General features: G+C 68.3%; 22 protein-coding genes and 1 other RNA gene. 9 read left to right on the top strand and 14 right to left on the bottom strand.

Going from position 1 to position 25,962, the window contains the following annotated elements:
- Positions 1-200: 200 nt before the first annotated feature.
- Positions 201-5,447 carry an autotransporter outer membrane beta-barrel domain-containing protein gene (locus DID99_RS22670; protein WP_124667569.1) on the bottom strand — a complete coding sequence of 1,749 codons (5,247 nt, stop codon included), beginning with the start codon at positions 5,445-5,447 and terminating at the stop codon, positions 201-203.
- Positions 5,448-6,091: 644 nt separating this feature from the next.
- Positions 6,092-7,006 (bottom strand): class II glutamine amidotransferase, encoded by a 915-nt coding sequence (locus DID99_RS22665; protein ID WP_124551328.1) that lies wholly within the window; start codon positions 7,004-7,006, stop codon positions 6,092-6,094.
- Between the two features lie 202 nt (positions 7,007-7,208).
- Here DID99_RS22665 and pyrC point away from each other — a divergent pair, with 202 nt between their 5' ends.
- The 3 genes from pyrC (at position 7,209) to rnpB (ending at position 9,572) form a co-directional block, all read left to right on the top strand.
- A complete protein-coding gene (gene pyrC / locus DID99_RS22660) occupies positions 7,209-8,273 on the top strand; it encodes a dihydroorotase (RefSeq protein WP_044848289.1) in 1,065 nt (354 codons plus the stop codon).
- On the top strand, positions 8,270-9,148 hold the full coding sequence (locus tag DID99_RS22655) for a DUF3025 domain-containing protein (RefSeq protein WP_124667568.1): 879 nt from the start codon (positions 8,270-8,272) through the stop codon (positions 9,146-9,148). Before pyrC ends, DID99_RS22655 begins: the two co-directional genes overlap by 4 nt.
- A gap of 12 nt (positions 9,149-9,160) precedes the next feature.
- Positions 9,161-9,572: RNase P RNA component class A (gene rnpB / locus DID99_RS22650), an RNA gene on the top strand.
- Positions 9,573-9,642: 70 nt separating this feature from the next.
- Here rnpB and DID99_RS22645 read toward each other — a convergent pair.
- Both DID99_RS22645 and DID99_RS22635 read right to left on the bottom strand, forming a co-directional pair.
- Positions 9,643-10,107, bottom strand: a complete 465-nt coding sequence (locus tag DID99_RS22645) for an OsmC family protein (RefSeq protein ID WP_072465471.1) — start codon at positions 10,105-10,107, stop codon at positions 9,643-9,645.
- A 436-nt stretch (positions 10,108-10,543) separates the two neighbouring features.
- Positions 10,544-10,849, bottom strand: a complete 306-nt coding sequence (locus DID99_RS22635) for a DUF1090 family protein (protein ID WP_124487992.1) — start codon at positions 10,847-10,849, stop codon at positions 10,544-10,546.
- A 311-nt stretch (positions 10,850-11,160) separates the two neighbouring features.
- Here DID99_RS22635 and rplM point away from each other — a divergent pair, with 311 nt between their 5' ends.
- The 3 genes from rplM (at position 11,161) to erpA (ending at position 12,572) form a co-directional block, all read left to right on the top strand.
- Positions 11,161-11,589 (top strand): 50S ribosomal protein L13, encoded by a 429-nt coding sequence (rplM, locus tag DID99_RS22630; protein WP_009687896.1) that lies wholly within the window; start codon positions 11,161-11,163, stop codon positions 11,587-11,589.
- A gap of 11 nt (positions 11,590-11,600) precedes the next feature.
- Positions 11,601-11,993, top strand: a complete 393-nt coding sequence (gene rpsI, locus DID99_RS22625; RefSeq protein ID WP_011883283.1) for a 30S ribosomal protein S9 — start codon at positions 11,601-11,603, stop codon at positions 11,991-11,993.
- 207 nt (positions 11,994-12,200) lie between these two features.
- The gene (gene erpA, locus DID99_RS22620; RefSeq protein WP_006401687.1) at positions 12,201-12,572 is read left to right on the top strand and encodes an iron-sulfur cluster insertion protein ErpA; all 372 of its coding nucleotides are present in this window, start codon (positions 12,201-12,203) and stop codon (positions 12,570-12,572) included.
- A 159-nt stretch (positions 12,573-12,731) separates the two neighbouring features.
- On the opposite strand, the gene DID99_RS22615 is transcribed toward erpA, so the two are convergent.
- Positions 12,732-13,880, bottom strand: a complete 1,149-nt coding sequence (locus tag DID99_RS22615) for an anhydro-N-acetylmuramic acid kinase (RefSeq protein WP_124571200.1) — start codon at positions 13,878-13,880, stop codon at positions 12,732-12,734.
- 142 nt (positions 13,881-14,022) lie between these two features.
- On the opposite strand from DID99_RS22615, the gene tyrS reads away from it, so the two are divergent.
- From tyrS to DID99_RS22600, 3 genes are read left to right on the top strand one after another with little or no spacing between them, the layout of a single operon-like run.
- Positions 14,023-15,264: a tyrosine--tRNA ligase gene (gene tyrS, locus DID99_RS22610; protein ID WP_044848285.1), complete on the top strand. Its 1,242-nt coding sequence runs from the start codon at positions 14,023-14,025 to the stop codon at positions 15,262-15,264.
- Positions 15,261-15,719, top strand: a complete 459-nt coding sequence (dtd, locus tag DID99_RS22605) for a D-aminoacyl-tRNA deacylase (RefSeq protein WP_006751891.1) — start codon at positions 15,261-15,263, stop codon at positions 15,717-15,719. Before tyrS ends, dtd begins: the two co-directional genes overlap by 4 nt.
- 23 nt (positions 15,720-15,742) lie before the next feature.
- Complete coding sequence (locus DID99_RS22600; RefSeq protein WP_124667566.1) at positions 15,743-16,405, top strand: histidine phosphatase family protein; 663 nt, start codon at positions 15,743-15,745, stop codon at positions 16,403-16,405.
- A 40-nt stretch (positions 16,406-16,445) separates the two neighbouring features.
- Here DID99_RS22600 and DID99_RS22595 read toward each other — a convergent pair whose 3' ends face one another.
- The 9 genes from DID99_RS22595 to DID99_RS22555 all read right to left on the bottom strand — a co-directional run bounded on the left by DID99_RS22595 (position 16,446) and on the right by DID99_RS22555 (position 25,791).
- Positions 16,446-17,399 carry an oxygenase MpaB family protein gene (locus tag DID99_RS22595; protein ID WP_044848283.1) on the bottom strand — a complete coding sequence of 318 codons (954 nt, stop codon included), beginning with the start codon at positions 17,397-17,399 and terminating at the stop codon, positions 16,446-16,448.
- 24 nt (positions 17,400-17,423) lie between these two features.
- Entirely contained in the window at positions 17,424-18,491 is a 1,068-nt protein-coding gene (gene ruvB / locus DID99_RS22590) for a Holliday junction branch migration DNA helicase RuvB (RefSeq protein WP_044848282.1), read from the bottom strand.
- A 108-nt stretch (positions 18,492-18,599) separates the two neighbouring features.
- A complete protein-coding gene (gene ruvA, locus DID99_RS22585) occupies positions 18,600-19,181 on the bottom strand; it encodes a Holliday junction branch migration protein RuvA (RefSeq protein ID WP_044848281.1) in 582 nt (193 codons plus the stop codon).
- A gap of 182 nt (positions 19,182-19,363) precedes the next feature.
- Entirely contained in the window at positions 19,364-19,906 is a 543-nt protein-coding gene (ruvC, locus tag DID99_RS22580) for a crossover junction endodeoxyribonuclease RuvC (RefSeq protein WP_044848280.1), read from the bottom strand.
- A gap of 151 nt (positions 19,907-20,057) precedes the next feature.
- The gene (purH, locus tag DID99_RS22575; protein WP_044848279.1) at positions 20,058-21,623 is read right to left on the bottom strand and encodes a bifunctional phosphoribosylaminoimidazolecarboxamide formyltransferase/IMP cyclohydrolase; all 1,566 of its coding nucleotides are present in this window, start codon (positions 21,621-21,623) and stop codon (positions 20,058-20,060) included.
- A 44-nt stretch (positions 21,624-21,667) separates the two neighbouring features.
- Positions 21,668-21,901, bottom strand: coding sequence for a Fis family transcriptional regulator (locus DID99_RS22570; protein WP_006476892.1), 234 nt, complete (start codon positions 21,899-21,901; stop codon positions 21,668-21,670).
- The gene (gene dusB, locus DID99_RS22565) at positions 21,898-22,965 is read right to left on the bottom strand and encodes a tRNA dihydrouridine synthase DusB (protein ID WP_124667565.1); all 1,068 of its coding nucleotides are present in this window, start codon (positions 22,963-22,965) and stop codon (positions 21,898-21,900) included. The genes DID99_RS22570 and dusB overlap by 4 nt, the downstream gene beginning before the upstream one ends.
- A gap of 136 nt (positions 22,966-23,101) precedes the next feature.
- Positions 23,102-24,280 carry a UbiH/UbiF/VisC/COQ6 family ubiquinone biosynthesis hydroxylase gene (locus DID99_RS22560; RefSeq protein WP_124551331.1) on the bottom strand — a complete coding sequence of 393 codons (1,179 nt, stop codon included), beginning with the start codon at positions 24,278-24,280 and terminating at the stop codon, positions 23,102-23,104.
- A gap of 113 nt (positions 24,281-24,393) precedes the next feature.
- A complete protein-coding gene (locus DID99_RS22555) occupies positions 24,394-25,791 on the bottom strand; it encodes an aminopeptidase P N-terminal domain-containing protein (protein WP_124667564.1) in 1,398 nt (465 codons plus the stop codon).
- Positions 25,792-25,962: the final 171 nt, after the last annotated feature.

The following is a 25,962-nucleotide window of genomic DNA, read 5'->3' as shown; positions in this document are numbered from 1 at the left end:
ACCGCAAGGACGATTTCTTCTCGAATCCGAAGTCGGACCGCGCGAAGGACTTCCTCGCGAAAATCCTGCACTGAGCGTTCGTGCAGCGCGTGCGCCGCATGCACGCGATGAAAAAAACCGCCCGGCTGAACACCGGGCGGTTTTTTTCGCGGGCTGCCCGTCGCCCGCCGGTGGCAGCGGACGGGTTGCCGAGTCGGGCGTTACCAGCTGTAGCGGTAGCCGACCTGCCCGGTCACGCCGCGCCGGTAATCGCCGCCGATGTTGCGCGCATATTTCACGTTCGCGTACAACGCGCCCGACTTGCCGAAGCCCGCGGTCACGCCAAGGCCGAGCTCGTACCACGTGCGGCCCAGGTGCGTCGCGAACGGCGTGCCGCCGACGACGGTCTGGCCCGGCGACAGGAAGTCGTGCAGCACGTCGGCCGTGAAGTACGGTGTCGCGGCGCCGCCGCCCGCGTTCGCGTCGAGGTTCGGCCGGAAGACGCGCACGCCGACGCGTCCGCGCAGCGCGTGGGTCGTCGTGCCCGACACGGCCGATACGTTGTCGTTGAACCCGTTCAGCTTCAGGTACTGGTACATCAGCTGCGCCTGCGGTTCGACCGCGATCGGCGTGCCGCCGATCCCGAACGGCTTGCCGACCTCCTGCGACAGCGCGATGCCGAAGCCGTTCTGCGAGGCCTCGTTGCCGTAGCTGTCGCGATAGCGGTTGCCGTAGTGCGTGACCTGGCCGACGCTGTCGAAGTAGGTGCCGTCGGACAGGTAGCGTGTCCAGTAGCCGCCGACGCTCTGCGCGTGCATCTCGACCGAGCCCGTCGACGTCGACAGCCCGGCCGTGTCGGCGCGTGCCGTGTCGCTGAAGCTCGCGTTCGCGACGCCGATGCTCGCCGTCACGCCCGCATGCGTGCTGCCGCCGGCGGCCGCCTGGTCGAGCGTCCAGTCCTTGCCGAACTGCGCGAAGAACGTGCGCTCGTCGGCCGCGAAGCGGCCCGCGTTCGCGTCGAGGCTCTGTCCGCCGATGCGGCCCCACACGCCGTCGCGGTTGCCCGGCGCCTGCTTCTCGAGGTTGTAGATGTCGCCGACGCGCTCGTGCAGCTTGCCAAGCGTCGAGAAGCCGTAGTCGGCGTTCAGCAGCGGCGTCATCGCATAACCCGTGACGCCAGGACGGTACGCGAGATTGCCGCCGTTGTCGCCGCCTTCGATGACGGACGGGCCGACCGGATCGCCGGGGTCCGTCGGGTCCAGTTGCGAGCGCAGGTACCAGCCGTTCGCATCGCCCTGTCCGCCGCGGTAGAGACGGTATTCGTACGCGCCGGCCTGTACGGGGCCCGCGAGATGGAACGCCGACGCGGTAGTCGTGCCGCCATTGGCCGTGACGACCACCGGAATCCCGTCGCCCGTCGTCTGCGCGCCGGTGCCGGCCGTGTTCGCGATTTTCAGCCCGGTCGTGCCGCTCGCGGTGCCGCCGTTCACGATCAGCCGGTCGGTCGGCGATGCGTCGGCGCCGAGGTAGGTGTTCAGCGCGATCGTGCCGCCGTTGCCGACGTAATTGCCGGTCGTCAGCGTCCGGTAGCTGGCGGCCGCCGTCGGTGAACCGGACGGTGCGGCGAACGCGACCAGGCCCGCGTTGTTCAGGCTGCTCAGCACGGAGCTGCCGGTCATGTGCCACGTGCTCGAGCCGTCGACGCTCAGCGCGACCGGGTCGATCGTGCCGGTCAGGGTCGTGCCGTTCGTCAGGAACACGTTGCCGGTGCTCGACGCGTCCGACACGATGTCGCCCGCGAGATTCACGGCCGATGCGTTGAAGGTCGCGGTGCTGCCGTTCGCGAGGTCCAGCAGCGTGCCGTTGCCGGCCGTCACGACGGTGCCGTTGCGCACCGCGATGTCGACGGTGCCGCCGCGTGCGGCGAACGCCGGCCCGGCGACGGACGCGACGCTGCCGCCGTCGACGCGCACCGAGCTCGTCGCGCCGGTCGCGAGCGTGTCCGTGCTCATGACGCCGGCCGTCGCGCCCTTGAGCGTCGTGCCCGTCAGCGCGAGCACGCCGCCCCCGTCGACGGTCGCGCCGTTGCCGGCCGCGCTCGCGAGCGACGAACCCGTGTCGCCGATACGGCCGCCGTTGCGCGCGACGAGACCGTCGGCTGCCACGCCCGCCGCAGAGACCTTCGTGCCCGACAGCCACACGGTCGCGCCGCTGCCCGCGACGATCGCATGCGCGCCGGCGCCGGTCGTCGCGACGGTCGTGCCGTCGGCCGCCAGCGTCGAATCCGCGCCCGTCACGAAGAAGCCGCGTGCGTTGTCGCCGGCGGTGCGTACGACGGTCGCCGCGTCGGTCGCGATGCGTGCGCCCGTGCCCGTCGACGACAGCCCGTCGGCGCCATTGCCGGTCGTGCCGATCTGCGTGCCGGACAGCGCGATCGTCGTGTTTGTGCCGAGGTTGTCGATGCCCTTGCCGGCGCCGCCCGCCGCGATCGACGTCGCGCCGGCCGCGATCCCGCCGTTCGAGACGGTCGAGTCGATCAGCACGCCGTCGGCACTGCCGTTCGCGACGACGGTGCCCGCGCCCGACAGCGCGACCGACGCACCCGCGCCGGTCAGGTGCACGCCCGCGACGCCGTCGTCGGCCTCGATCGTGCCCGCGTTGGCGAGCGTCGCCGACGCGCCCTGCACGAGCGCGCCGGTGCCGTTGGCCACGCGGATCGCCGACGCGTTGTTCACGGTGCCGAGCGTGCCGACCACGACGCCCGTCGAGCCTGCGCCGCTCAGCAGCACCGTGTCGCGGTTGTCGAGCGTGCCGAGGTTCTGCGCGACGAAACCCGTCACGCCCGCGGTCGACGAGGTGACCGCGGCATCGTTGGTCAGCGTCGTCGCGACCGGTGCGCCGGCATTCGCGCCGGCGAGGTCGTGCGCCTGGCCGTCGACGACGCCCGCGATCGCGCCGGCCGCATTCAGGTTGATGGTCGCGCCCGAGTCGATCGTGCCCTTCGCGCCGCCTTCGACTGCTACCGCGATGCCGTTCGCGCCGTTGACGTTGTAGGTGGCGTGGCCGGTGGACAGCGTCGTGCCGGCACCGGTCGCGAGCACGCCGCGCGCGCGCTGGCCGTTGACGTCGGTCGTCAGCGTGCCGGCGGCCGATGCCCCCGTATAGGCCGCGCCGCCCGCCATGCGGAACAGCGTCGAATCGTCGGTATCGACGCTCAGGTGCTGCGCGGCGACGTTGATCTTCGAGCCTGCGCCATACGCATAGAAGCCGATCTGGTTCGTGCCCGACATGAAGTGGGGCACCGCGTTCGCGTCGACGTTGATCGTCGCGCCCGAGCGCGCATGGACGCCGATCGCGCCGGTGCCCGTCAGGTTGAGCGCGCCGTCGACCGTGGCCTTCGCGCGCGGCCCTTCGGCCCACACGCCGTAGTTGCGCGTGTCCGATGCCGGATCGAGCCCGCCGGCCACGTTGATCGTGCCGGTCGACGTTGCGGCCGTCGCGGTCGAGCCGGTGCCGACCACCATGATGCCGATGCCGTTCACGCCGTTCAGCGTGATCGTGCCGGTGTTGGTCACGGTCGCGGCCGTGTTGGCCGCGAGCATGCCGACGTTGGCGAACGGCGTGCCGGGCGCCGCGCCGTTCACGACGATCGTGCCCGCGTTGCGCAGCGTGCCGGACGACGAACCGATGCTCGCCATCCCGGCGCCGTTCTGCGTCTGCGAGCCGATCACGATCGAGCCGAGGTTGCTGGCGGTGCCCGACGCGCCGAGCAGGATCCCGTACGCATGCGCGGACAGCGCGACGTCGTTCGCCGCCGCCCCCGGGCCGTACTGGGCCGCGCGGCCGAGATAGATCGTGCCGCCGGCCGCATTCGTGAAGGTGCCGCCCGCCGCGAAGCCGCCGATCACCTGGCTGTCGAGCGTCGTCGCGTTGACGCCGACGTTGATCGTGCCGGCGTTCGACGCGTTCGCGCCGCCCGTCACGGCCACCGCGTAGTTCTGCAGGTCGGGGCGGTCGCCCGCGAGCGTCCACGCGCCGACGTTCATCACGCCGTGGTTGACGAACGAGGTGCCCGAGCCGTTCGCGTACACGCCGTTGCCCTCGGTGTACGCATGGAACCCGAAGTTGTCGGGCGGCGTGCCGCTGCTCGTGTCGAAATTGTCGCCGGACGCGTAGCCGGACGAGATCACGCCGTTGTTGACGCCGCTCGCGCCGCTCAGCAGGCGCACCAGCGTGAAATCACCCGACAGGCGGCCGTCGTTGACGAAGTGCGCGCCGTTTTCCGCGAGGACGGCCGAACTCGATGCGATCGTGTTGGTGCCGCGGAAGTCGATCTGGCCGTCCTTGCCGATCTGCAGCGTCGCGTTCGCGCCGGTGCCGTGCATTGCCGACAGGTGATCGATCGGCAGCGTGTTCTTGTCGCCGGCGGACACGTTGTTCGCGTACTGGAAGGTCTCCTTCGAGAACGTGACGGCCTGGCCGAACGCGGTGTCGTACGCGGCCTGCGAGCCGAGCGCGCCGCTCCGGACCGAACGCACGAGGAAGTCGTTGTAGGCGGCGAGCGACGCGGCGTCGCTGACGGTCCACGTGCTGCCGTCGAACGCGGTGAAAGTGCCCGCATAGGCCGGCACGTCGAGCTGGAGGCTGCCGACGGAGCCGCCGCTCGCGAGGTAGTCGCCGGTGGTGAACCAGACCTGGTTGCGTGAATTCCAGTTGACGACGCTCGGGGTGGCGCCCGTCCCGTCCGCGACGGTGAGGTCCGTCTGCTTCGCGGCCATCGTGATTGCGTTGCCGGCCGAGCCGGGCGCGTTGGCGGGATTGCCGATCGACACGTTCAGCGTGCCGCCGGAGCGGTCGACGGTGCCGATCCGCGTGTTCACGTACTGGTCGCCGTTGACGTCGCGGTAGACGGGCACGTCGGTCGTGCCGACCGTCGACGCGGAGAACGCGGACGAGTCGTAGGTGGCGACCGACGTATGGGTGCCCGTGATCGTGTCGGGCGTGCCGATGTTTTGCGTCTTGCCGCCGAGCGACACCAGCGGCTGATCCGGATTTCCCGACACGATCGTCGTCGTGCCGAACGGGATGCGCGTGTAGCCGGCGTCGCCGCTGTTCTGCGCCGTCCATGCGCCCGTCACGCCGACCGCGTCGCCGCCGGACACGGTCGTGGCGCCGGCCAGGTTGTCGTTCACGGTCGGGCTGACGCTGCCGAGCGCGCAGCTGCCGCCGCTCGCGACCGCCGAACCGTCGCCGCAGCTCGACCCGTACGCGGAGCCGGCCGACAGCGCGGCCAGCGCGGCACCGAGCGCGGCGACGCGCAGCGGCGAGCGGCGCATCGCCGTGCGGCCGGCGCGGGTGCTTGCGCCCGATTCGCGGCGTGAACGCTTGCCGCGCGCCCGTGTCGTTTCCGCGACCGCGACCCAGCAGCCGGCGGCGTCGCTCCAGATCGATCGAAATGAGTGATTCACGACATGCCCTCTTTCTTGTTTTGAAGTGGTATTCGCCGCATGCGGCGAATGCGCATTCCACGGTGACGCGTGACGCGAATGGACATGCGGCAGCCGTGGCTGCATGACGCGCCGGTCGGGTTTCGTTACACCGAAGATGGAGCGAGTCTACTAATTGGCGGGGCGGGCGATTTTCAAAAAATCAGAAAATGTGGGGATGGTAACGGTATTGAGTGGTATTTCTGAGTTGTGTGGGTAATCGAACTGAAAGCCTTTGTGGGTAAGGGCTTGGTGGATTTTTTATAGAACAGGCGGAAGCGCCGGTTCGGTAGGCTGGCGCACGATAGGCGTGGGGATTTTGCTTTAAGCTGAGGCTTCCGGATTATCCGGTTTCGAATATCTTGGTTTATTTGTTTCGACGGTTAATTATTTTCACTTGAAAATTAATTAAATAAAAGTGAATGTCGTGTGGCGACGCACGCGTGCTTGAAATGGCAGCCTGAATGGAGTTGTCGGGGGAGATTTTCAATGCGGGCAATCATCGGCGGATGCCGGGCGCCGGATGCGTGGTTCGACGATCCGGGCATGACGCGGGATCGCCGGGCCGCGACGCTGGCGGAACAGCGCAACGCATGAAGCGCGCGCCCGGCGGCGGCGCGGCGCGCTCAGAAATCGATCGAGTCGTCGGAATCGTCGTCGGCGCCGGCCGCGAGTGCGGCGTGCTGCGTACCGCACGGCGCGGACGCCGACGCGTCGAGCGCCGGGTTGCGCAGTTTCTCGAGCACGCACTCGGGCACCGGGATCTGCATCCGCGCGGCGACGTCGCCGCACTGGAACATGATCAGCTCGCCCGGTTCGAACGAGGTCCAGATTTCGTTGTCGGTCAGCGGCTGCGTGGCGATCACCGCGACGCGATCCTCGGGCGTCGTGTATTTCGCGAAGTCGATCGACAGGTCTTCGTCGACCAGATGCGCGGTCGAGAACGGCCAGCGCCGCACGAGGTAGTGCAGCCGCGTCGAGCAGTGCGCGAAGAGAGCCTGGCCGTTCGACATCAGGAAGTTGAACACGCCGTGATCGGTGATGTCGCGCGTCAGCTCGCCGACGCGCTCGAACAGCTCCGGCAACGGCGGCTGCGCGCCGGGGAACGCTTCGCGCAGCCCCTGCATCAGCACGCAGAACGCCTTCTCGCTGTCGGTGGTGCCGACCGGGTGGTAGACGCTGCCGTCGAGATCGGGTTCGTACTCCTGCAGATCGCCGTTATGCGCGAAGATCCAGTGCCGCCCCCACAGCTCGCGCATGAACGGGTGGCTGTTCTCGAGCAGGATGTGGCCTTGCGTGGCCTTGCGGATGTGCGCGATCGTGTTCTTGGACTTGATCGGGTAGCGCTTGACCATTTCGGCGAGCGGCGACGTGGCCGATGCCTGGTGGTCGACGAAGAGGCGGCAGGCCTTGTCCTCGAAGAACGCGATTCCCCAGCCGTCGGCATGGTGATCGGTGAGGCCGCCCCGGGCCGCGAAACCTGTGAAGGAGAATGTGACGTCCGTCGGCGCGGCGCAGTTCATTCCTAGGAGTTGGCACATTTTACTTGGGGCGGGGGCGGAAGCAGGGTAACCAACCGGGTGAACCCCGGTACAATGTGGCTTCTAGCATATCACCGAGCCTTGAGCGGTAAAAAGCGGATTCCGCCGGCCGAAGGCCCCGTGTTGCGGTTTGCCGTCAGTCGGCCCGCGCACGCGCGTTCCGGCCCCGCAGATGGCCAGCCCGTTCCTCACGACGCCTCCTATGACTGCCTCGAACGCTTCCTCTCCGGCGACGCTCACGCTCGCCCGTCCCGACGACCTGCACCTGCACCTGCGCGACGGCGACATGCTGGCCGCGGTGCTGCCGCACACGGCGCGCCAGTTCGCCCGCGCGATCGTCATGCCGAACCTGAAGCCGCCCGTCACGACCACCGCGCAAGCGCAGGCCTATCGCGAGCGAATCCTGGCCGCGCTGCCGGCGGGCATGGCGTTCGAGCCGCTGATGACGCTGTACCTGACCGACAACACGTCGCCCGACGAAATCCGCCGTGCGCGCGACAGCGGCTTCGTGCACGGCGTGAAGCTGTATCCGGCCGGCGCGACGACGAACTCCGACCACGGCGTCAGCGATCTCGCGAAGTGCGCGAAGACGCTCGAGGTCATGCAGGAAACCGGCATGCCGCTGCTCGTGCACGGCGAGGTGACCGACCCGGCGATCGACATGTTCGATCGCGAGAAGGTGTTCATCGACCGCGTGATGACGCCGCTGCGCCGCGATTTCCCCGGCCTGAAGGTGGTGTTCGAGCACATCACCACGAAGGACGCGGCCGACTACGTGCGCGACGCCGATGCGGCGCCGGGCCTGCTCGGCGCGACGATCACGCCGCAGCACATGCTGTACAGCCGCAACGCGCTGTTCGTCGGCGGGATCCGCCCGCATTACTACTGCCTGCCGGTGCTGAAGCGTGAAACGCACCGCGTCGCGCTCGTCGAAGCCGCGACGTCGGGCAACCCGCGCTTCTTCCTCGGCACCGACAGCGCGCCGCACGCACGCGACGCGAAGGAAACCGCGTGCGGCTGCGCGGGCTGCTACACGGCGCTGCACGCGCTCGAGCTGTATGCGGAAGCGTTCGACAAGGCGGGCGCGCTCGACAAGCTGGAAAATTTCGCGAGCCGCTTCGGCGCCGATTTCTACGGGCTGCCGCACAGCACCGAGACGATCACGCTGCGCCGCGAGACCTGGGAACTGCCGCGCGAGGTGTTCGCGGGCGATACGCCGGTCGTGCCGCTGCGCGCCGGCGAATCGATCGGCTGGAAGTTCGCGTGACCGGCACGCCGCCGCGCGCGGCCGGCCACGCGGCCGGCGGCGGCGCGGCGGTGTTCGCGCGGATCGACTGGTCCGCGCCGTGGCTCGCGCGTTACGCGGAACCGGGCCGCACGCTTCAGGCGGCCGCGCTCGCCGGCGAGGCCGCGCTGCTCGACGCACTGAACGGCGCGCTGCGCGGTGATGCCCGTGTCAGCGGCCGCGGCAAGCCGCTGCGCTTCGTGCCGCAGGCCGAGCTGCCGCCCGGCATCGCATACGAAACCCATATCGCCGACACCGGCGGCGTCCCGACCCGCCACAATCTTCACGACTTCTTCAATGCGCTCGTCTGGTTCGCGTATCCGCGCACCAAGGCTGCGCTGAACGCACGCCAGGCCGCGGCGATCGATGTCGCGGGCGGCGTCGGGCCGGTGCGCGGCACGCTGCGCGATGCGCTGACGCTGTTCGACGAAAATGCCGCGCTGTTCGTGACGGCCGACCGCACGCTCGCCGATGCGCTGCGCGGCTTCAGCTGGCAGCAGCTGCTGGTGGCGGCGCGCGACGCGTGGGGCACGCGCTGCGAGGCGCGGCTCGTCGGCCATGCGCTGCTCGAGAAGCTCGTCGCGCCCTACAAGTCGTGCACCGCGCACGCATGGATCGTCGAAGTGGGCGACGACTATTTTTCGTGGCCTGACGCGCAGCGTGCCGCGCATGTCGATGCGCGGATCGCCGGCGAGCTCGCGACCCGCGACCTGACGAGCCGCGATTTCGCGCCGCTGCCGGTGCTCGGCGTGCCTGGCTGGTGCGAAGCGAATGCCGCGCCCGCGTTCTACGACGATCCGGCGGTTTTCCGCAGCGGCCGCCGCTCGCGCGCTGCCGGCGGCGGCGCACAGTGCTAGAATGCGCGTCGCAAAGCAGGCCAGGCAGTCGCGGCCTCGCCGCCTTCGGGCAGGCGGGGGCGAGGAAAGTCCGGACTCCACAGGGCAGGGTGATGGCTAACGGCCATCCGTGGCGACACGCGGAACAGGGCAACAGAAAGCAAACCGCCGATGGCCCGGCGCAAGCCGGGATCAGGTAAGGGTGAAACGGTGCGGTAAGAGCGCACCGCGGCGACGGCGACGTTCGCCGGCACGGTAACCTCCACCCGGAGCAATTCCAAGTAGGCAGGCGCGCATTTTCGGATGCAGGACGGGGCCCCCGTCTCGTCTGCGGGTAGGAAGCTTGAGCGCGTCAGCAATGGCGCGCCTAGAGGAATGGCTGCCACGCGCCGCGCGCTTCGGCGCGCAGCGTGCACAGAATCCGGCTTATCGGCCTGCTTTGCCGTTCGAATGCGAAAGGGCCGGCGCTCCGTCAGGAGCGCCGGCCCTTTTTTTCATGCGTGGCCGCCGTGCGTTCAGTCGGCGACGATGTCGAACGAATGCGTGAGTTCGGCGGTCTTCGCGATCATGATCGACGCGGAGCAGTACTTGTCGTGCGACAGGTTGATCGCGCGCTCGACCGTGGCCGGGTTCAGGTTGCGGCCGGTGACGGTGAAGTGGAAGTGGACCTTCGTGAACACTTTCGGATCTTCGCTCGCGCGTTCGGCCTTCAGCGTGACCGAGCAGCCGGTGACTTCCTGGCGGCTCTTCTTCAGGATCAGCACGACGTCGTACGCGGTGCAGCCGCCGGTGCCGACCAGCACCATTTCCATCGGGCGCGGCGCGAGGTTGTGGCCGCCGCCTTCCGGCGCGCCGTCCATCGCGACGAGGTGCCCGCTTCCGGTCTGGGCGGAAAACGCCATGCCGTCCTGACCCATCCAGCTTACTTTGCATTCCATGCTTGCACTCCAGCGTTGCCTGATTCGAATTCGATCCGGCATTGTAGCCCGCAGCGCTTCGCTCGGCTGATGCGCTGCACGACGCGCCACGCCATGCCGCCGCGTGCGGCGCGCGGCGGGGCGCCGAACGGCGATTTCCCTGCTGTCTTTAGGGGTTTTACTCTAGGCGTGGCGGGCTTCCGGCTGCGCGCTTTCTTCCCAGTTGATTGATTTTAAAAGGGAAAATCCATTCATCCCGTGAGGCTCACTGAATTCCGCATTATGGTGTTGGATTTCGTAATGCAAATTTTCTTGTGAAGTCGGCGACGCATTCGTATAATGAGCCTCATTGGTTGTCGCGCTGCGGCAACCTCCGCATGTCTCCTCCACCCTCCTCCTAAGGTGGATTAAGCCCGAACCAGCCGTTCGGGCTTTTTTTCGTCCCATGCAAGCATCGGCGCGCAGTTTGCGCGCGTCGATATCCGTCATTGACTCCCGTTTACGCCGGCCGCCGCGCGGCTGGCTGCGATGCCGCGCCGGGCGGCGTGTCCGTCGAACGGGCGGCAGGGGCCGGAACGTGTGCGGCCGAGGCATGGCCATGACCGCGCGCGCAGAAGTGGCGCACGCGTTCGCGCACCGCGCGCAGGCGGGCGATGCGATCTTCGGCATGGGCGTGGCGGGCGTCGGCGATGCGGGCGTCGAGAGCGTCGAGCTTGGCCTCGCAGCCGGCCCGGGCGGCCACGGCGGGCGCCGCGGCGGCCAGCAGCGCGGCCGCGAGAAAGGGCGTAAGTCGTTGTTTCATCATGCTTGTTTGTTGTTTTCCGTGATCGGCCGGTCTGGCGCGGCCAGGTCAGGTGCCGCGCGTCGATGGGTGCCGCCCCAGGCGCTCGGTTCGCCTGGTGTATCGGGGCACGACCGGATTTTGGCCCATTTCGGGCGCCGTCGGCACGGGGCGTGGATTCTCTTTGACCGCGCTGCGGTATTTCCTTTATAATTCAGGGCTTTTCCGCATTCATGCCCACGGAAAAAGAACAGGGAGAGCCTGCACCGCGCCTCGAAGCGCACACAGACAAGCAGGAAGAACACATCGGGCAAAGCATTTTTTTTGGATCGATCATGAAGACGTTTTCCGCAAAAGCCCATGAGGTGACGCGCGAATGGTACGTGATTGACGCGACGGATAAGGTTCTCGGCCGTGTTGCCAGCGAAGTGGCACGCCGTCTGCGCGGCAAGCACAAGCCTGAGTTCACCCCGCACGTCGACACTGGTGATTTCATCATCATCATCAACGCGAGCAAGTTGAAGGTCACGGGCAACAAGACTCTGGACAAGAAGTACTACCGTCACTCGGGCTACCCGGGCGGTATCTATGAAACGACGTTCGGCAAGATGCAAGAACGCTTCCCGGGCCGTGCGCTCGAGAAGGCGGTCAAGGGCATGCTGCCGAAGGGCCCGCTCGGCTACGCGATGATCAAGAAGCTGAAGGTCTACGCTGAAGCTACGCATCCGCATTCGGCTCAACAGCCGAAGGCGCTCGAGATCTAAGGGGAGCCCACATGATCGGTAACTGGAACTACGGTACGGGCCGCCGCAAGAGCGCAGTCGCACGTGTCTTCATCAAGGCTGGCAAGGGCGACATCATCGTCAACGGCAAGCCCATCGCCGACTACTTCTCGCGTGAAACGTCGCTGATGATCGTGCGTCAACCGCTGGAACTCACGAACCACGGCCAGACGTTCGACATCAAGGTCAACGTCAACGGCGGCGGCGAAACGGGTCAGGCAGGCGCAGTGCGTCACGGCATCACCCGCGCGCTGATCGACTACGATGCAACGCTGAAGCCGTCGCTGTCGAACGCAGGCTTCGTCACGCGCGATGCACGTGAAGTCGAGCGTAAGAAGGTTGGTCTGCGCAAGGCACGTCGCGCAAAGCAGTTCTCGAAGCGTTAATTCCGCTTCATGGCCGCGCCGCTTCCGGGCGGCGTCCGCCGGAAAAACCGCCAGTTTTCGCGCTGGCGGTTTTTTTATGCCCGCGCGGCGGCGCCCCGCGGGCGGTTTCCTTTACTGAAATCAACAAGAACCTATTGATTTCATGGACATCAGCACGATCTTCTGATCGGCCCTACAATAGCGGCTAAAGCTTTTTGGAGAGTTCGCATGAACGCTGTTACCGAATCCGCAGCAACGACCACCGAAATGCCGGCACCGTTCGTCTTCACCGACGCCGCGGCCGACAAGGTCAAGCAACTGATCGACGAAGAGGGCAATCCCGACCTGAAGCTGCGCGTGTTCGTGCAGGGTGGCGGCTGCTCGGGCTTCCAGTATGGCTTCACGTTCGACGAGGAAGTCAACGAGGACGACACCGTGATGAACAAGAACGGCGTCCAGCTCCTGATCGACTCGATGAGCTACCAGTACCTGGTCGGCGCCGAGATCGACTACAAGGACGACCTCAACGGCGCCCAGTTCGTGATCAAGAACCCGAACGCCACGACCACCTGCGGGTGCGGCTCGTCGTTCTCGGTCTGAACGCACGACGGATCCTGTCCGGTTCGCCGGAATGAAAAACGGGGCTTGATGCCCCGTTTTTTTTGCATCCGTTGTACGCGACGAACCGCGCGGGCGGCCTCTCGGCGCGTCCCGGACGCGCCGCATCGGGGCTCCCGCTCGTTTCGTCGTTTTCTCGTATCAGCGCGGATAAAGTGCGCCGAGCACGCGCTCGCCCGCGGCCCCCGTCACGCTCGCGAGATTGCCGGGCTGGCGCGCGGTGAAGCGGTACGCGAGCCACGCGAACGCGAGCGCCTCGACCTGCTGCGGCGGCACGCCGAGTGCGGCCGTCGTCTCCACCGTCGCCGGCACGCCGGCCTCGTGCAGTGCATGCCGGAGCGCATCGAGCAGCACCGGGTTGCGGGCGCCGCCGCCGCAGACGAACACGGCCTTGCAGCCGGCCGCGTGCAGGGCGATCTCGCGCGCGACCGAGACGGCGGTGAGTGCCGTCAGCGTCGCCTGCACGTCTTCCGGCGCGACCTGCGTGAACGCGGCGAGCTTCGCGTGGAGCCACGCGGGATTGAACAGGTCGCGGCCGGTGCTTTTCGGCGGCGGCGCGACGAAGTAGGGTTCGTCGAGCAGCGCGTCGAGCAGCGCCGCGTGCACGGTACCGCGCGCGGCGAACTTGCCGCCGTCGTCGTAGGGCTTGCCGAGATGGCGCGTCGCCCATTCGTCGAGCAACGCGTTCGCGGGCCCGCAGTCGAAGCCGCGCACGTCGCCGCCTTCGCCGGGCAGGATCGTGATGTTGCTGATGCCGCCGAGGTTGCAGACGACCCGCGTCTCGCCCGGCGCGCCGAACACCGTCGCGTGGAACGCCGGCGCGAGCGGCGCGCCGTGGCCGCCGGCCGCGACGTCGCGGCTGCGGAAATCGGCGATCACGTCGAGATGGGTGAGCTCGGCGAGCAGCGCCGGATTGTTGAGCTGGCGCGTGTAGCCGCGCTCGGGACGGTGCCGGACCGTCTGGCCGTGCACGCCGATCGCGCGGATCTCGTCGCGCGACAGGCCGGCCGTGCGCTGCAGCTCGTGACAGCACACCGCATAGCGCGCGACGAGCGCATTCGCCGCGACCGATTCGCGGTCGATCTCGTTGTCGCCGGGCTGCTGCAGCGCGAACAGCGCGTCGCGCAGCGATTGGGCGAAGCCGACGAACGCTTCCGCGAGCACGACCGGCGCGCGGCCGGTCTCGAAACGCACGGCGACGCCGTCGACGCCGTCCATGCTGGTTCCCGACATCAGCCCGAAGTAGATGCCGTCGGCCGGATGGGCGGGTTGCGGATGTCGTTGCGGCACGTTGGGTCCTCCTGGATCGAGCGGCGCGGGCCGGTGCCACGCGCCTTGCGCCCGATTATCCGCGCAACCTGACGCGTCGTTAAGCGATGCACGCGCAAGTTATGGGAAAATCCCTGTCTTTGCGACATTCTTCCTGGCCCCGATGAGCACCGAACCCAGTTCCAAGCCTGTTTTCCCGATCACCGACGAAGTCCGCCATGCGCTCGCCGTCACGAAGCGCGGCGTCGACGAACTGCTGATCGAGGAAGAGTTCGCGCAGAAGCTCGCGCGCAGCGCGGCCACCGGCACGCCGTTGCGCATCAAGCTCGGCCTCGACCCGACCGCACCCGACATCCACATCGGCCATACGGTCGTGCTGAACAAGATGCGTCAGCTGCAGGACCTCGGCCACACGGTGATCTTCCTGATCGGCGATTTCACGTCGCTGATCGGCGACCCGTCGGGCCGCAACGCGACGCGCCCGCCGCTCACGCGCGAGCAGATCGAATCGAACGCGAAGACCTACTTCGAGCAGGCTGCGCTCGTGCTCGACCGCGCCAAGACCGAAATCCGCTACAACAGCGAATGGTCGATGCCGCTCGGCGCGGACGGGATGATCAAACTCGCGTCGCGCTACACGGTCGCGCGGATCCTCGAGCGCGAGGATTTCACGAAGCGCTTCCAGGGCGGCGTGCCGATCTCGATCCACGAATTCCTGTACCCGCTGATGCAGGGCTACGACTCGGTCGCGCTGAACGCCGACCTCGAGCTCGGTGGCACCGACCAGAAGTTCAACCTGCTGGTCGGCCGCGAACTGCAGAAGCAGTACGGCCAGGAACAGCAGTGCATTCTCACGATGCCGCTGCTCGAAGGCCTCGACGGCGTCGAGAAGATGTCGAAGTCGAAGGGCAACTACGTCGGCATCAGCGAGAAGCCGACCGACATGTTCGGCAAGCTGATGAGCATCTCGGACACGCTGATGTGGCGTTACTTCGAGCTGCTGTCGTTCCGCAGCATCGAAGAAATCGCGGGCTTCAAGCGCGACGCCGAAGGCGGCCGCAACCCGCGCGACTTCAAGGTGCTGCTCGCGCAGGAAATCGTCGCGCGCTTCCACTCGCAGGCCGATGCCGAGCGTGCGCTGGAGGACTTCAACCACCGCGCGAAGGGCGGCGTGCCGGACGACATCCCGTCGGTCACGCTCGCGGGCGCGCCGCTCGCGATCGGCCAGCTGCTGAAGCAGGCGGGCCTCGTGCCGTCGACGAGCGAAGCGCTGCGCAACATCGAGCAGGGCGGCGTGAAGATCGACGGCGCGACCGTCTCCGACAAGGGACTGAAGGTCGAGGCCGGCGAGTTCGTCGTCCAGGTCGGCAAGCGCCGCTTCGCGCGCGTCACGCTGACCGCATGATCGCGCTGATCCAGCGCGTGAAGCGCGCCGACGTGCGCGTCGGCGACCGTACGACGGGCGAGATCGGCGCAGGGCTGCTCGCGCTCGTCTGCGCGGAGCGTGGCGACACCGAGGCCGCGGCCGACAAGCTGCTCGCGAAGCTGCTCGGCTATCGCGTGTTCAGCGATGCCGCGGGCAAGATGAACCTGCCGGTGTCGAACATCGACGGCGCGGGCGGCGCCGGCGGCCTGCTGCTCGTGTCGCAGTTCACGCTCGCGGCCGATACCAACAGCGGGCTGCGGCCGAGCTTCACGCCGGCCGCGCCGCCCGACGAAGGCGCGCGCCTGTTCGACTATTTCGTCGCGGCCGCGCGCGAGCGTCATCCGGTCGTCGAGACGGGCGAGTTCGGCGCCGACATGCAGGTGTCGCTCGTCAACGACGGCCCTGTGACGTTCTGGCTGCAAGTGCGGCCCTGATTCATTCCCGGAGACGCGCCGCGATGGCCACCACGCAGATTCTCTTCATTCGCCATGGCGAGACGGCCTGGAACCGCATCAAGCGCATCCAGGGCCATATCGACATTCCACTGGCCGACACGGGGCTCGCGCAGGCGCAGCGGCTGGCCGTCCGGCTCGCGCGGGACGCGCGCGAAGGACAGCGGATCGACGCGATCTATTCGAGCGACCTGATGCGCGCGCAACAAACCGCGCAACCCTTTGCCGATGCGCTCGGGCTGCCGCTGCAGTTGCGCGAAGGGCTGCGCGAACGCGCGTACGGCGTGTTCCAGGGGCATGACAGCACCGAGATCGAGACGCTGTTTCCGGATGCCTACGCCGCGTGGCAGACGCGCGACCCGGGCTTCGCGCCCGACGGCGGCGAGTCGCAGCGCGAGTTCTATCATCGCGTGCTGCATGCGCTCGAGCCGATCGTCGCCGCGCATCCGGGCGGCCGGATCGCGTGTGTCGCACACGGCGGCGTGCTCGACTGCGTGTACCGCTTCGCCAACGATATCGACCTGTCGGCGCCGCGCAGCTATCAGCTGCTCAACACGAGCATCAACGTCGTCGATTACGTCGATGGTCGCGCACAGGTCGTGCAATGGGCCGACGTGTCGCACCTCGACGCCGCGAGCGACGACGACGGGTATCGCAAGGTACTCTGATCCGGTCGTACCGGCTTCGCCCGGCGGAAGAAGCAGATCGTCAGGCGGGCGGGGTGCCGTCGGGCGGTGTCGCGGTTGCGCGGCGGCGTGCGCGCTTCGACGCGCCGTTGACGAGCGCCCAGCGCAGCACGGGGGCGACTGCCCGCACACCGGGCCGGACCACCGCGCGTCGCAGCGGCGCGAACGTCGACACGTCGAGCATGCGCTGCGCCCAGGGCGGCAGCAGGTCGATTCCCGCGTGCATGATCAGCGACGCGGCTGGCCGCAGCGCGGGCGTTGCGACCGGCACGTTCAACAGGATGTCCATGACCTCGAAGGTGTGCGGCCCGGCTTCGAGTTCGGGCTGCATGCGCGCGAAATAGGCCGCTACCTCGGCGCGTGAACGGGGCACATCCCGGGCGCCGAGCAACTCCGCGATCAATGCCGTTTCCGCGTAGTAGCCGTCCTGCAGCTCGCCCGACAGCGACGGATTCACATAGCGCAAATGCGCGGCGAGGAAGCTCGAAACTTCCGCGACATGCACCCACGTCAGCAACGCCGGATCGTCGGCTCGATACGGCCGGCCGTCGGGCGCAGTGCCCGATATGCGCGCGTGGATCGTTTTCACGCGCTCGATGAGCGCGAGTGCGTCCGCGCGGCTGCCGAACGTCGTGCCCGTGATGAACGTGGCGGTGCGCCGCAAGCGGCCGAGGATGTCGGTGCGAAACGACGAGTGATCCCAGACGCCCGCGAGCGCGAGCGGATGGAGCGCCTGCAGCAGTAGCGCGGCAATGCCGCCCGTCATCATCGACGTGAAATCGGCATGCACGCGCCAGCAGATCGCGTCGGGGCCGAACAGCCCCGGGTCTCCGGGCGGCGACGAGAGATCGATCGACGGACCGCCGCCGCCCGTCGTCAGGTGCGTGATGCCGGCCACGAGCCGCTTGCGGATCGGTTCGACCCAGCGCGGGCCCGGTGTGGGCGGGGCGGGGTGCGGGCTGGGCGGCGTGGTCATGGCGAGCTTGGCGCGGGCAGCGGGTTACTTCCCGTCGGCGGTATCCCACATCCCGCGTTCGGGGTTGCCGGCGTCGGGCGCGGAGAGCCCGAAGTGGCGGTACGTGAGCAGCGTCGCGACGCGCCCGCGCGGCGTGCGCTGCAGGAAGCCCTGCTGGATCAGGTACGGTTCGAGTACGTCCTCGATCGTGTCGCGCTCCTCGCCGATCGCAGCCGCGAGGTTGTCGATGCCGACCGGGCCGCCGTCGAACTTGTGCAGGATCGCCTCGAGCAGCTTGCGGTCCATCAGGTCGAAGCCGACCGGGTCGACGTCGAGCATCGCGAGCGCGGCGTCGGCGACGGCCGCGGTGATCTGGCCGTCGGCCTTCACTTCCGCATAGTCGCGCACGCGGCGCAGCAGCCGGTTCGCGATCCGCGGCGTGCCGCGCGAGCGCTTCGCGATCTCCAGCGCGCCGTTCGGATCGATCTGCGCGTTCAGCAGCGACGCCGAGCGCCGCACGATGCGCGACAATTGCTCGGCATCGTAGAACTCGAGGCGCGCGACGATCCCGAAGCGATCGCGCAGCGGGTTGGTCAGCATCCCCGCGCGCGTGGTCGCGCCGACCAGCGTGAACGGCTGCAGGTCGAGCTTCACGCTGCGCGCGGCCGGCCCTTCGCCGATCATGATGTCGATCTGGTAATCCTCGAGCGCCGGATACAGGATTTCCTCGACGACCGGCGACAGCCGGTGGATCTCGTCGATGAACAGCACGTCGTTCGCTTCGAGGTTGGTCAGCAGCGCGGCGAGATCGCCCGCGCGTTCGAGCACGGGGCCCGACGTCTGGCGCAGGTTCACGCCCATCTCGCGCGCGATGATGTGCGCGAGGGTGGTCTTGCCGAGGCCGGGCGGCCCGAACAGCAGCACGTGGTCGAGCGGCTCGGCGCGGCGCTTCGCGGCCTCGATGAAGATCTCGAGCTGGCCGCGCACCTTTTCCTGGCCGACGTAGTCGTCGAGCTGGCGCGGCCGCAGCGCGCGTTCGAACACCTCCTCGTGCGACGAGGCGGGCGTGGCGGCGATGATCCGCTCGGCGGCGAGTTTGTCGGTTTCAATCATGCGGCCATTGTACCGCGCGCCGTCGCGCGGCCGAACTGGCCGAACGGCCGACTGGCGCGTGCCGCGCGACGGCGCGACACTGGCTCCGACAGCCGGCTCGGGCGGCCGTTACACCTTCGACAGTGCCTTGAGCGCGAGTTTGATGCCTTCGGACACGCCGGTGCCGGCCGGCACGTTCTTGATCGCGGCGAGGCCTTCCTTTTCCGAATAGCCGAGCGCGAGCAGCGCGTTGAGGATGTCGGTCGCGTGGTCGGACTGGGACGCGGCGCCGGCGAGTGCGCCGAGGTCCGCGCCGAGCTTGCCCTTCAGCTCGAGCAGCAGGCGCTCGGCGGTCTTCTTGCCGATGCCGGGCAGGCGCGTGAGGCGCGCGGCGTCCTGCATCGTCACCGCCTGCGCGAGCTCCTGCACGCTCATGCCGGACAGCACGGCCAGCGCCATGCGCGCGCCGATGCCGGTGATCTTCAGCAGTTCGCGGAAGGTCGTGCGCTCCTGCGGCGTCAGGAAGCCGTACAGCAGGTGCGCGTCCTCGCGCACGATCTGCTGCGTGAGCAGCACGACGCGCTCGCCCGTTTGCGGCAGGTTGTAGAAGGTGCTCATCGGCACGTCGATTTCGTAACCGACGCCGTTGCAGTCGACGAGCAGGTGAGGCGGATTCTTTTCGAGCAGGATGCCGGCGATGCGACCGATCATGGATGGCGGGATGCGAGGAAGAAAGCGCGAGTGTAGCGCAGGTGCGGCGCGATGCCGATGGGTTGGCCGTCAGGTCGGGGCGCCGCGCGACGCGGGGCGATCAGGCAGGCAGGGCGGTGGCAGGCGCAATGCGCGCGACGCGGGTAGCCGCGCGCCGCACCGAGGGGACGCGTGCCGTCGCGTCAGCCGACGAGCCGTCCGCGCCGCACGCGCAGCCCCCTTTTCGCGAGCGCCGGCGCGAGGCCGCCGATCGTGCCGAGCGTATTGCCGCTGTGCGCGTGGCAGATCGCCATCCCGAGCGCGTCGGCTGCGTCGCTGCCAGGCTGGCCGGTCAGGTTGAGCAGTCTCGTGACCATCTCCTGCATCTGCGACTTGGTCGCGCGGCCGTAACCGACGACCGCCTGCTTCAGTTGCAGCGCGGTGTATTCCGCCACCGGCAGGCCGCCGGAGACGAGCCCGCAGATCGCGGCACCGCGCGCCTGGCCGAGCAGCAGCGTCGACTGCGGGTTCACGTTCACGAACACCTGTTCGATCGCGGCCTGGTCGGGCGCGTGTTCGCGCACGAGCGTCGATACGCCCTGGAAGATCGTGCCGAGCCGGGTAGCCAGGTCAGCCGTAGGCGTGCGGATCACGCCGCTTGCGACATAGGCGAGCCGGTGGCCGCTGACGTCGATGACGCCGAAGCCGGTGACGCGCAGGCCGGGGTCGATGCCGAGAATTCGCATGAGTGAGGAGAAAAACCTGATGCCGCGATACTACAACGAATGGTGCGCGGGGCCGGCCGCGTGGCTGCGTGCGCCGGCGCCGCGCAATAAAAAACCCGGCGGGTATGATGCCGCCGGGTTTTCGTGCGGCGGCCGCGCGGGCCGCGTGCGATCAGTGACGGAAGTGGCGCACGCCCGTCAGGATCATTGCGATGCCGTGCTCGTCGGCCGCCGCGATCACTTCGTCGTCGCGCATCGAGCCGCCCGGCTGGATCACGCAGGTCGCGCCTGCCGCCACGACGACGTCGAGACCGTCGCGGAACGGGAAGAACGCATCCGACGCGACGGCCGAACCGGCCAGCGTGAGGCCCGCGTTCTGCGCCTTGATGCTCGCGATGCGTGCCGAATCGACGCGGCTCATCTGGCCTGCGCCGACGCCGAGCGTCATGCCGTTGCCGCAGAACACGATCGCGTTCGACTTCACGTACTTCGCGACGCGCCATGCGAACAGCAGGTCGTCCATTTCCTTCGCGGTCGGTTGACGCTTCGTGACGACGCGCAGCTCGCTCGGCTGCACGTTCTTCGAATCGAGCGACTGCACGAGCAGGCCGCCGCCCACGCGCTTCAGGTCGAACGCGTTATGGCCGTCGCCGAGCGCGATTTCGAGCAGGCGCACGTTCTGCTTCGCGGCGAACACCTGCTTCGCGGCGTCCGTGAACGACGGCGCGATCAGCACTTCGACGAACTGCTTGGCCACCGCCTGCGCGGCCGTCTCGTCGACTTCGCGGTTGAACGCGATGATGCCGCCGAACGCCGACGTCGGGTCGGTCTGGAATGCCTTCGCGTACGCGTCGGCCGAATCGTTGCCGACCGCGACGCCGCACGGGTTCGCGTGCTTGATGATCACGCAGGCCGGCGCGTCGAACGTCTTCACGCATTCCCACGCCGCGTCCGAATCCGCGATGTTGTTGTACGACAGTTCCTTGCCCTGCAGCTGGCGGTAGTTCGCCAGTGCGCCGGCCGGCGCCGCGAGGTCGCGGTAGAACGCCGCGCTCTGGTGCGGGTTCTCGCCGTAGCGCAGGTCCTGCACCTTGTCGAACGCCATGTTCAGCGTGGCCGGGTATGCGCTGCGCGATGCGTGCTGCAGCTCGTCGGTCAGGCTCGTCAGGTAATTCGTGATCGCGCCGTCGTATTGCGCGGTGTGCGCGAACACCTTGGTCGCGAGGCGGAAGTTGGTCGCATAGCCGATCGCGTTGCCGTTCGCCTTCATTTCGTCGAGCACGACCGCGTAGTCGGCCGGGTCGACGACGACCGTCACGTCGCGGTGGTTCTTCGCGGCCGAGCGCAGCATCGTCGGGCCGCCGATGTCGATGTTCTCGATCGCGTCGGCGAGCGTGCAGTCGTCCTTCGCGATCGTCGCGACGAACGGGTACAGGTTCACGACCAGCAGGTCGATCGTCGGGATGCCGTGCTGCTCCAGCGCCTGCATGTGCTCGGGCAGGTCGCGGCGGGCGAGGATGCCGCCGTGCACCTTCGGGTGGAGCGTCTTCACGCGCCCATCGAGCATTTCCGGGAAGCCCGTGTAGTCAGCGACTTCGGTCACGGGCAGGCCCGCGTCGGCGAGGAGTTTCGCGGTGCCGCCGGTCGACAGGAGTTTGACGCCGAGGTCGGACAGCGACTTCGCGAAGTCGACGATGCCGGTCTTGTCGGAAACGGAAATGAGCGCTTGCTTGATCATGATGGAACCACCAATAGCCAGGGAAACGGGGACGGGACGGCCGCCTACAGCAGGCCGTGCTGCTGCAGCTTCTTGCGCAGCGTATTGCGATTGATGCCGAGGTACTCCGCGGCGAGCGACTGGTTGCCGCCGGCCTGTACGAGCACGACCTCGAGCATCGGCTTTTCGACGCAGGACATCACCATTTCATAGACGTCGTGCGGATTGGAGCCGTCTAGATCCCGGAAATACACGTCCAGGCTCTCGCGGACACATTGTTCGATGTTGTGCTTGCTCATGCTGCTAACTGGTTATGGTCGTCCGACTCGCCCTGGCCGTTTTCCTCTTCGTCATCGACGTAGACGAGGTGGTCCGACAGCGCCTTTTGCGCCTCGAAGAATGCATTGACGGCGGCGAGTTGCTCGCGGGTGGAATCGAGCGTGTTCATCCTGTGCCGGAACCCGTTGGCACCGGAAAGGCCGCGAGTGTACCAGCCGATGTGCTTGCGCGCAGTACGGACGCCCGTGAATTCACCATAGAACGCGTAGTGGTCTTCCAGGTGTTCGTTCATCACGTGCTGGATCTCGTCGATCCGCGGCGGGGGCAGCAGCTCGCCGGTTTGCAGGAAATGAGCGATTTCACGGAACAGCCACGGCCGGCCTTGCGCGGCGCGACCGATCATCAGTGCGTCGGCGCCGGTGGCGTCGAGCACGGCCTTCGCTTTTGCCGGCGACGTGATGTCGCCGTTCGCGACGACCGGGATGCGCACGGCCGCCTTCACGGCCGCGATGGTGTCGTATTCCGCGTCGCCGCGGTAGAGGTCGGCGCGCGTGCGGCCGTGTACGGTCAGCATCGAGATGCCGGCCGCCTCGGCGAGGCGCGCGACCGTGATCGCGTTCTTGTGCTCGCGATCCCAGCCGGTGCGGATCTTCAGCGTGACGGGCACCGCATCCGGCCCCGTGCCGACCGCCGCGACGACGGCCTCGACGATCCGCTGCACGAGCGGCTCGTTCTGCAGCAGCGCGGAGCCGGCCGCGACGTTGCAGACCTTCTTCGCCGGGCAACCCATGTTGATGTCGATGATCTGCGCGCCGTTGTCGACGTTGTAGCGGGCCGCTTCGGCCATCATCGCCGGATCGGCGCCGGCGATCTGCACCGCGATCGGCTCGACCTCGCCTTCGTGGTTCGCCCGTCGCATCGTCTTCGCGCTCTTCCACAGCTGCGCATTGGACGCGACCATCTCGGACACGGCGTACCCGGCCCCCAGCCGCTTGCACAGCTGGCGGAACGGACGATCCGTCACGCCGGCCATCGGGGCGACGAACAGGTTGTTACGCAATACGTGAGAGCCGATAACGGGCATCGCAATGGCACCGCCCGCGAGCGCCGGGCGTCGCGGGCAAAAAAGGGCAGAGGGAAAACAGCTATTTTACCGTATTCCCATGCCCCGCCGATTTGACCCGGTTTGCGCGGCCTGACCGCGCGCAACGCGCGGCGTGTCAGTTGCGCTGGCCGAACATCATCTGGCGTGCGATCGCCTTCTTGAGCGGCGGCACGAATTCGAGCGCGGTGAGCGCCGCGCCGCGCAGCAGCGGAAGAGGGCCGGCGTCGACGGTAAACAGGCGCGCGAGCGTGTCCGTCGCGCCGATCGTGAAGCGCCGGTCGAGCGCGCGCCGTGCGTTGAAGGTGGCGAGCGCGGTCGCTTCGAAGCCCTGCGTGGACAGCGCGTCGACGAGCGTGTGCGCATCGCGCAGCCCGAGGTTCAGCCCCTGGCCGGCGACCGGATGCAGCGTTTGCGCGGCGTTGCCGACGATCGCGATGCGCCCGTTGACGAGCGTCTGTGCCGCGTTCAATCCGAGCGGGAACGATGCGCGCCCCGCGATCGCGACGAATCGGCCCATCCGCTCGCCGAATGCAGCGCCGAGTTCGCGCAGGAACGCGTCGTCGGGAAGGGCGGCGCGGCGGGCCGCCTCGTCGGGCGTGCAGCACCACACGAGCGAATAATCGGCACCGCCAAGCGGCAGCAGCGCGAGCGGGCCTTCGTGCGTGAAGCGCTCCCAGGCGACGTTCGGGCGCGGCGCCGAGACGGTGACCGAGCCGACGATCGCGGTCTGGCCATAGTCGCGGCGATGCTTGCCGGTATCGGCCTGCTGTTCGTGGAACAGCCCGCCTTCGGCGTTGATGACGATGCGCGCGCGCAGCGTGCGCTCGCCTTGCGGGCCGTCGAGCGTCAGCGTGACGCCGTCGGCGTCCTGTTGCGGCGTGCGTGCGGTGGTCGACGTGAGCCAGTCGACGCGCGTGCCGCGCACGGCCTGCGCGAGCGCCTGCACGATCGAGCCGTAGCGCACGACGTAGCCGAGCGCGGCGAGGTCGTGCTCGTCGCGGTCGATCAGCGTGCGGCCGAAATGGCCGCGCTGCGACACGTGGATGTGTTCGATCGGCGTTGCGTCGGCCGGCCATCCGAGCGTGTCGAGCAGCACGCGGCTGCCGTGCGACACGGCGATCGCGCGCGGGTCGTTCGCGCTCGCGGCCGGCTCGCGCGCGTCGATCAGCGCGATCGACGCGTGCTGCGTCGCGCTGCGTCGGGCGAGCCAGCCGGCGAGCGCGAGCCCGACGGGGCCCGCGCCGACGATGGCGAGGTCATGGTCCGGCGTGGCCGGGGAGGAAGCGGTCGTCATCAGTGTTCGTGAAACGGGGTAACGGTCAACTGCGGGTCAACGGCAGGTCAACGGCAGATCAACACCGGGCCAACGGCGGCCCGGCACCGGCGCGTTGGCAACCTGCGGCACGCTCACGCGCCGTGCGCCGCGCCCGCACGCATCAGCGCCTCGATCTCGTCGGCCGCCACCGGCACGTCGCGCGTGATCAGCTCGCAACCGTGCTCGCGCACGATCGCGTCGTCCTCGATGCGGATGCCGATGTTCCAGTATTCGGACGGCACGTCGTCGGCGGCGCGCACGTACAGGCCCGGCTCGACGGTGAGCGTCATGCCGGCTTTCAGCGTGCGCCACGGCAGCGCGCCGTTGGCGTCGCGCGCGGCGAGCCGCTCGCGGTAGTCGCCGCAATCGTGCACGTCCATGCCGATCCAGTGGCCGGTGCGGTGCATGTAGAAGCGTGCGTACGCGCGCTCGGCGAGCACGTCGTCGACGCTCGAGAAGCGCGTCTTCGGGATGATGCCCGTATCGAGCAGCCCTTGCGCCAGCACCCGCACGGCCGCGTCGTGCGGCGCCTCGAACGGCACGCCCGCGCGCGTCGCGTCGATCGCGGCCTGCTGCGCGGCGAGCACGATGTCGTACAGCGTGCGCTGCGCGGGCGAGAAGCGCCCGTTGGCCGGGAACGTGCGCGTGATGTCCGACGCGTAGCCGTCGAGTTCGCACGCGGCATCGATCAGGATCAGGTCGCCGTCCCGCGCGGCCGCGTTGCCGGCCGGGTAGTGCAGCACGCACGCGTTCGCGCCGGCCGCGACGATCGAGCCGTACGCGGGCGCCTGCGCGCCATGCTTGCGGAACGTGTACAGCAGCTCGGCCTCGAGTTCGTACTCGCGGATCCCCGGGCGGCACACCTGCATCGCGCGACGGTGCGCGAGCGCGGAGATGTGTGCGGCGCGCATCATGATCGCGAGTTCGTGTTCGTCCTTCACGAGCCGCATGTCGTCGAGCAGGGGCGTGAGGTCGAGCAGCGCGTCCGGTGCGGCGACGCCGCTGCGCGCCTGCGCGCGCACCGCATCGATCCAGCCGGCGAGCTGGCGGTCGAACTCGGCCGACGCGCCGAACCGGTAGTGCACGGTGCCCGCATCGGCGAGCAGGCGCGGCATTTCGGTGTCGATCACGTCGACCGCGTAGGCCGCGTCGAAGCCGAACGCATCGCGCGCGGCCTCGGGCCCGTAATGGAAACCTTCCCAGATCTCGCGGTCGGCATTCTTCGCGCGGCAGAACAGGATCGATTCCGGCGCGCCGTGCGACCCGGCCGCGTTCAGCACGAGCACGGCATCCGGCTCGGTGAAGCCCGTCAGGTAGTGGAAGTAGCTGTCGTGCCGGTACGGAAAGGCCGTATCGCGGTTGCGCAGCATTTCCGGCGCGGTGGGAACGATGGCGACGCCGCCGCCGGCGGCGCGCAGTGCGGCAAGCACGCGTTCACGGCGCTGGCGGTAGACGTCGACGGCGATGGCGGTATCGAGGGGCGCATTCATCGTGCGATTGTAGCGCCGCCGGACGCGGCGCGTGAGAGACACGGCCGCAAGCCGCGCCGGACGGGGCTCGGCGGCGGCTGTTGCAAACCATCCACAGGCCGGACGGGCGATTTTCTATCGGGCCGCGCCGGCCGGTTATGATCGGCGACAACGTATACTCTCGGCAGTTCC

This window comes from Burkholderia sp. Bp8986, assembly GCF_003854225.1.
GTDB lineage: Bacteria > Pseudomonadota > Gammaproteobacteria > Burkholderiales > Burkholderiaceae > Burkholderia.
Note: the sequence above shows the minus strand (reverse complement) of the source record. Positions and strands in the feature narration are given on the sequence as shown.

Bases quoted from the DNA above. Each gene is read 5' to 3' on its own strand.
- DID99_RS22665 (WP_124551328.1), bottom strand. From the start codon at position 7,006: ATGTGCCAACTCCTAGGAATGAACTGCGCCGCGCCGACGGACGTCACA.
- pyrC (WP_044848289.1), top strand. From the start codon at position 7,209: ATGACTGCCTCGAACGCTTCCTCTCCGGCGACGCTCACGCTCGCCCGT.
- DID99_RS22645 (WP_072465471.1), bottom strand. From the start codon at position 10,107: ATGCCGGATCGAATTCGAATCAGGCAACGCTGGAGTGCAAGCATGGAA.
- DID99_RS22635 (WP_124487992.1), bottom strand. From the start codon at position 10,849: ATGATGAAACAACGACTTACGCCCTTTCTCGCGGCCGCGCTGCTGGCC.
- rplM (WP_009687896.1), top strand. From the start codon at position 11,161: ATGAAGACGTTTTCCGCAAAAGCCCATGAGGTGACGCGCGAATGGTAC.
- rpsI (WP_011883283.1), top strand. From the start codon at position 11,601: ATGATCGGTAACTGGAACTACGGTACGGGCCGCCGCAAGAGCGCAGTC.
- erpA (WP_006401687.1), top strand. From the start codon at position 12,201: ATGAACGCTGTTACCGAATCCGCAGCAACGACCACCGAAATGCCGGCA.
- tyrS (WP_044848285.1), top strand. From the start codon at position 14,023: ATGAGCACCGAACCCAGTTCCAAGCCTGTTTTCCCGATCACCGACGAA.
- dtd (WP_006751891.1), top strand. From the start codon at position 15,261: ATGATCGCGCTGATCCAGCGCGTGAAGCGCGCCGACGTGCGCGTCGGC.
- DID99_RS22600 (WP_124667566.1), top strand. From the start codon at position 15,743: ATGGCCACCACGCAGATTCTCTTCATTCGCCATGGCGAGACGGCCTGG.
- DID99_RS22595 (WP_044848283.1), bottom strand. From the start codon at position 17,399: ATGACCACGCCGCCCAGCCCGCACCCCGCCCCGCCCACACCGGGCCCG.
- ruvB (WP_044848282.1), bottom strand. From the start codon at position 18,491: ATGATTGAAACCGACAAACTCGCCGCCGAGCGGATCATCGCCGCCACG.
- ruvA (WP_044848281.1), bottom strand. From the start codon at position 19,181: ATGATCGGTCGCATCGCCGGCATCCTGCTCGAAAAGAATCCGCCTCAC.
- ruvC (WP_044848280.1), bottom strand. From the start codon at position 19,906: ATGCGAATTCTCGGCATCGACCCCGGCCTGCGCGTCACCGGCTTCGGC.
- purH (WP_044848279.1), bottom strand. From the start codon at position 21,623: ATGATCAAGCAAGCGCTCATTTCCGTTTCCGACAAGACCGGCATCGTC.
- DID99_RS22570 (WP_006476892.1), bottom strand. From the start codon at position 21,901: ATGAGCAAGCACAACATCGAACAATGTGTCCGCGAGAGCCTGGACGTG.
- dusB (WP_124667565.1), bottom strand. From the start codon at position 22,965: ATGCCCGTTATCGGCTCTCACGTATTGCGTAACAACCTGTTCGTCGCC.
- DID99_RS22560 (WP_124551331.1), bottom strand. From the start codon at position 24,280: ATGACGACCGCTTCCTCCCCGGCCACGCCGGACCATGACCTCGCCATC.
- DID99_RS22555 (WP_124667564.1), bottom strand. From the start codon at position 25,791: ATGAATGCGCCCCTCGATACCGCCATCGCCGTCGACGTCTACCGCCAG.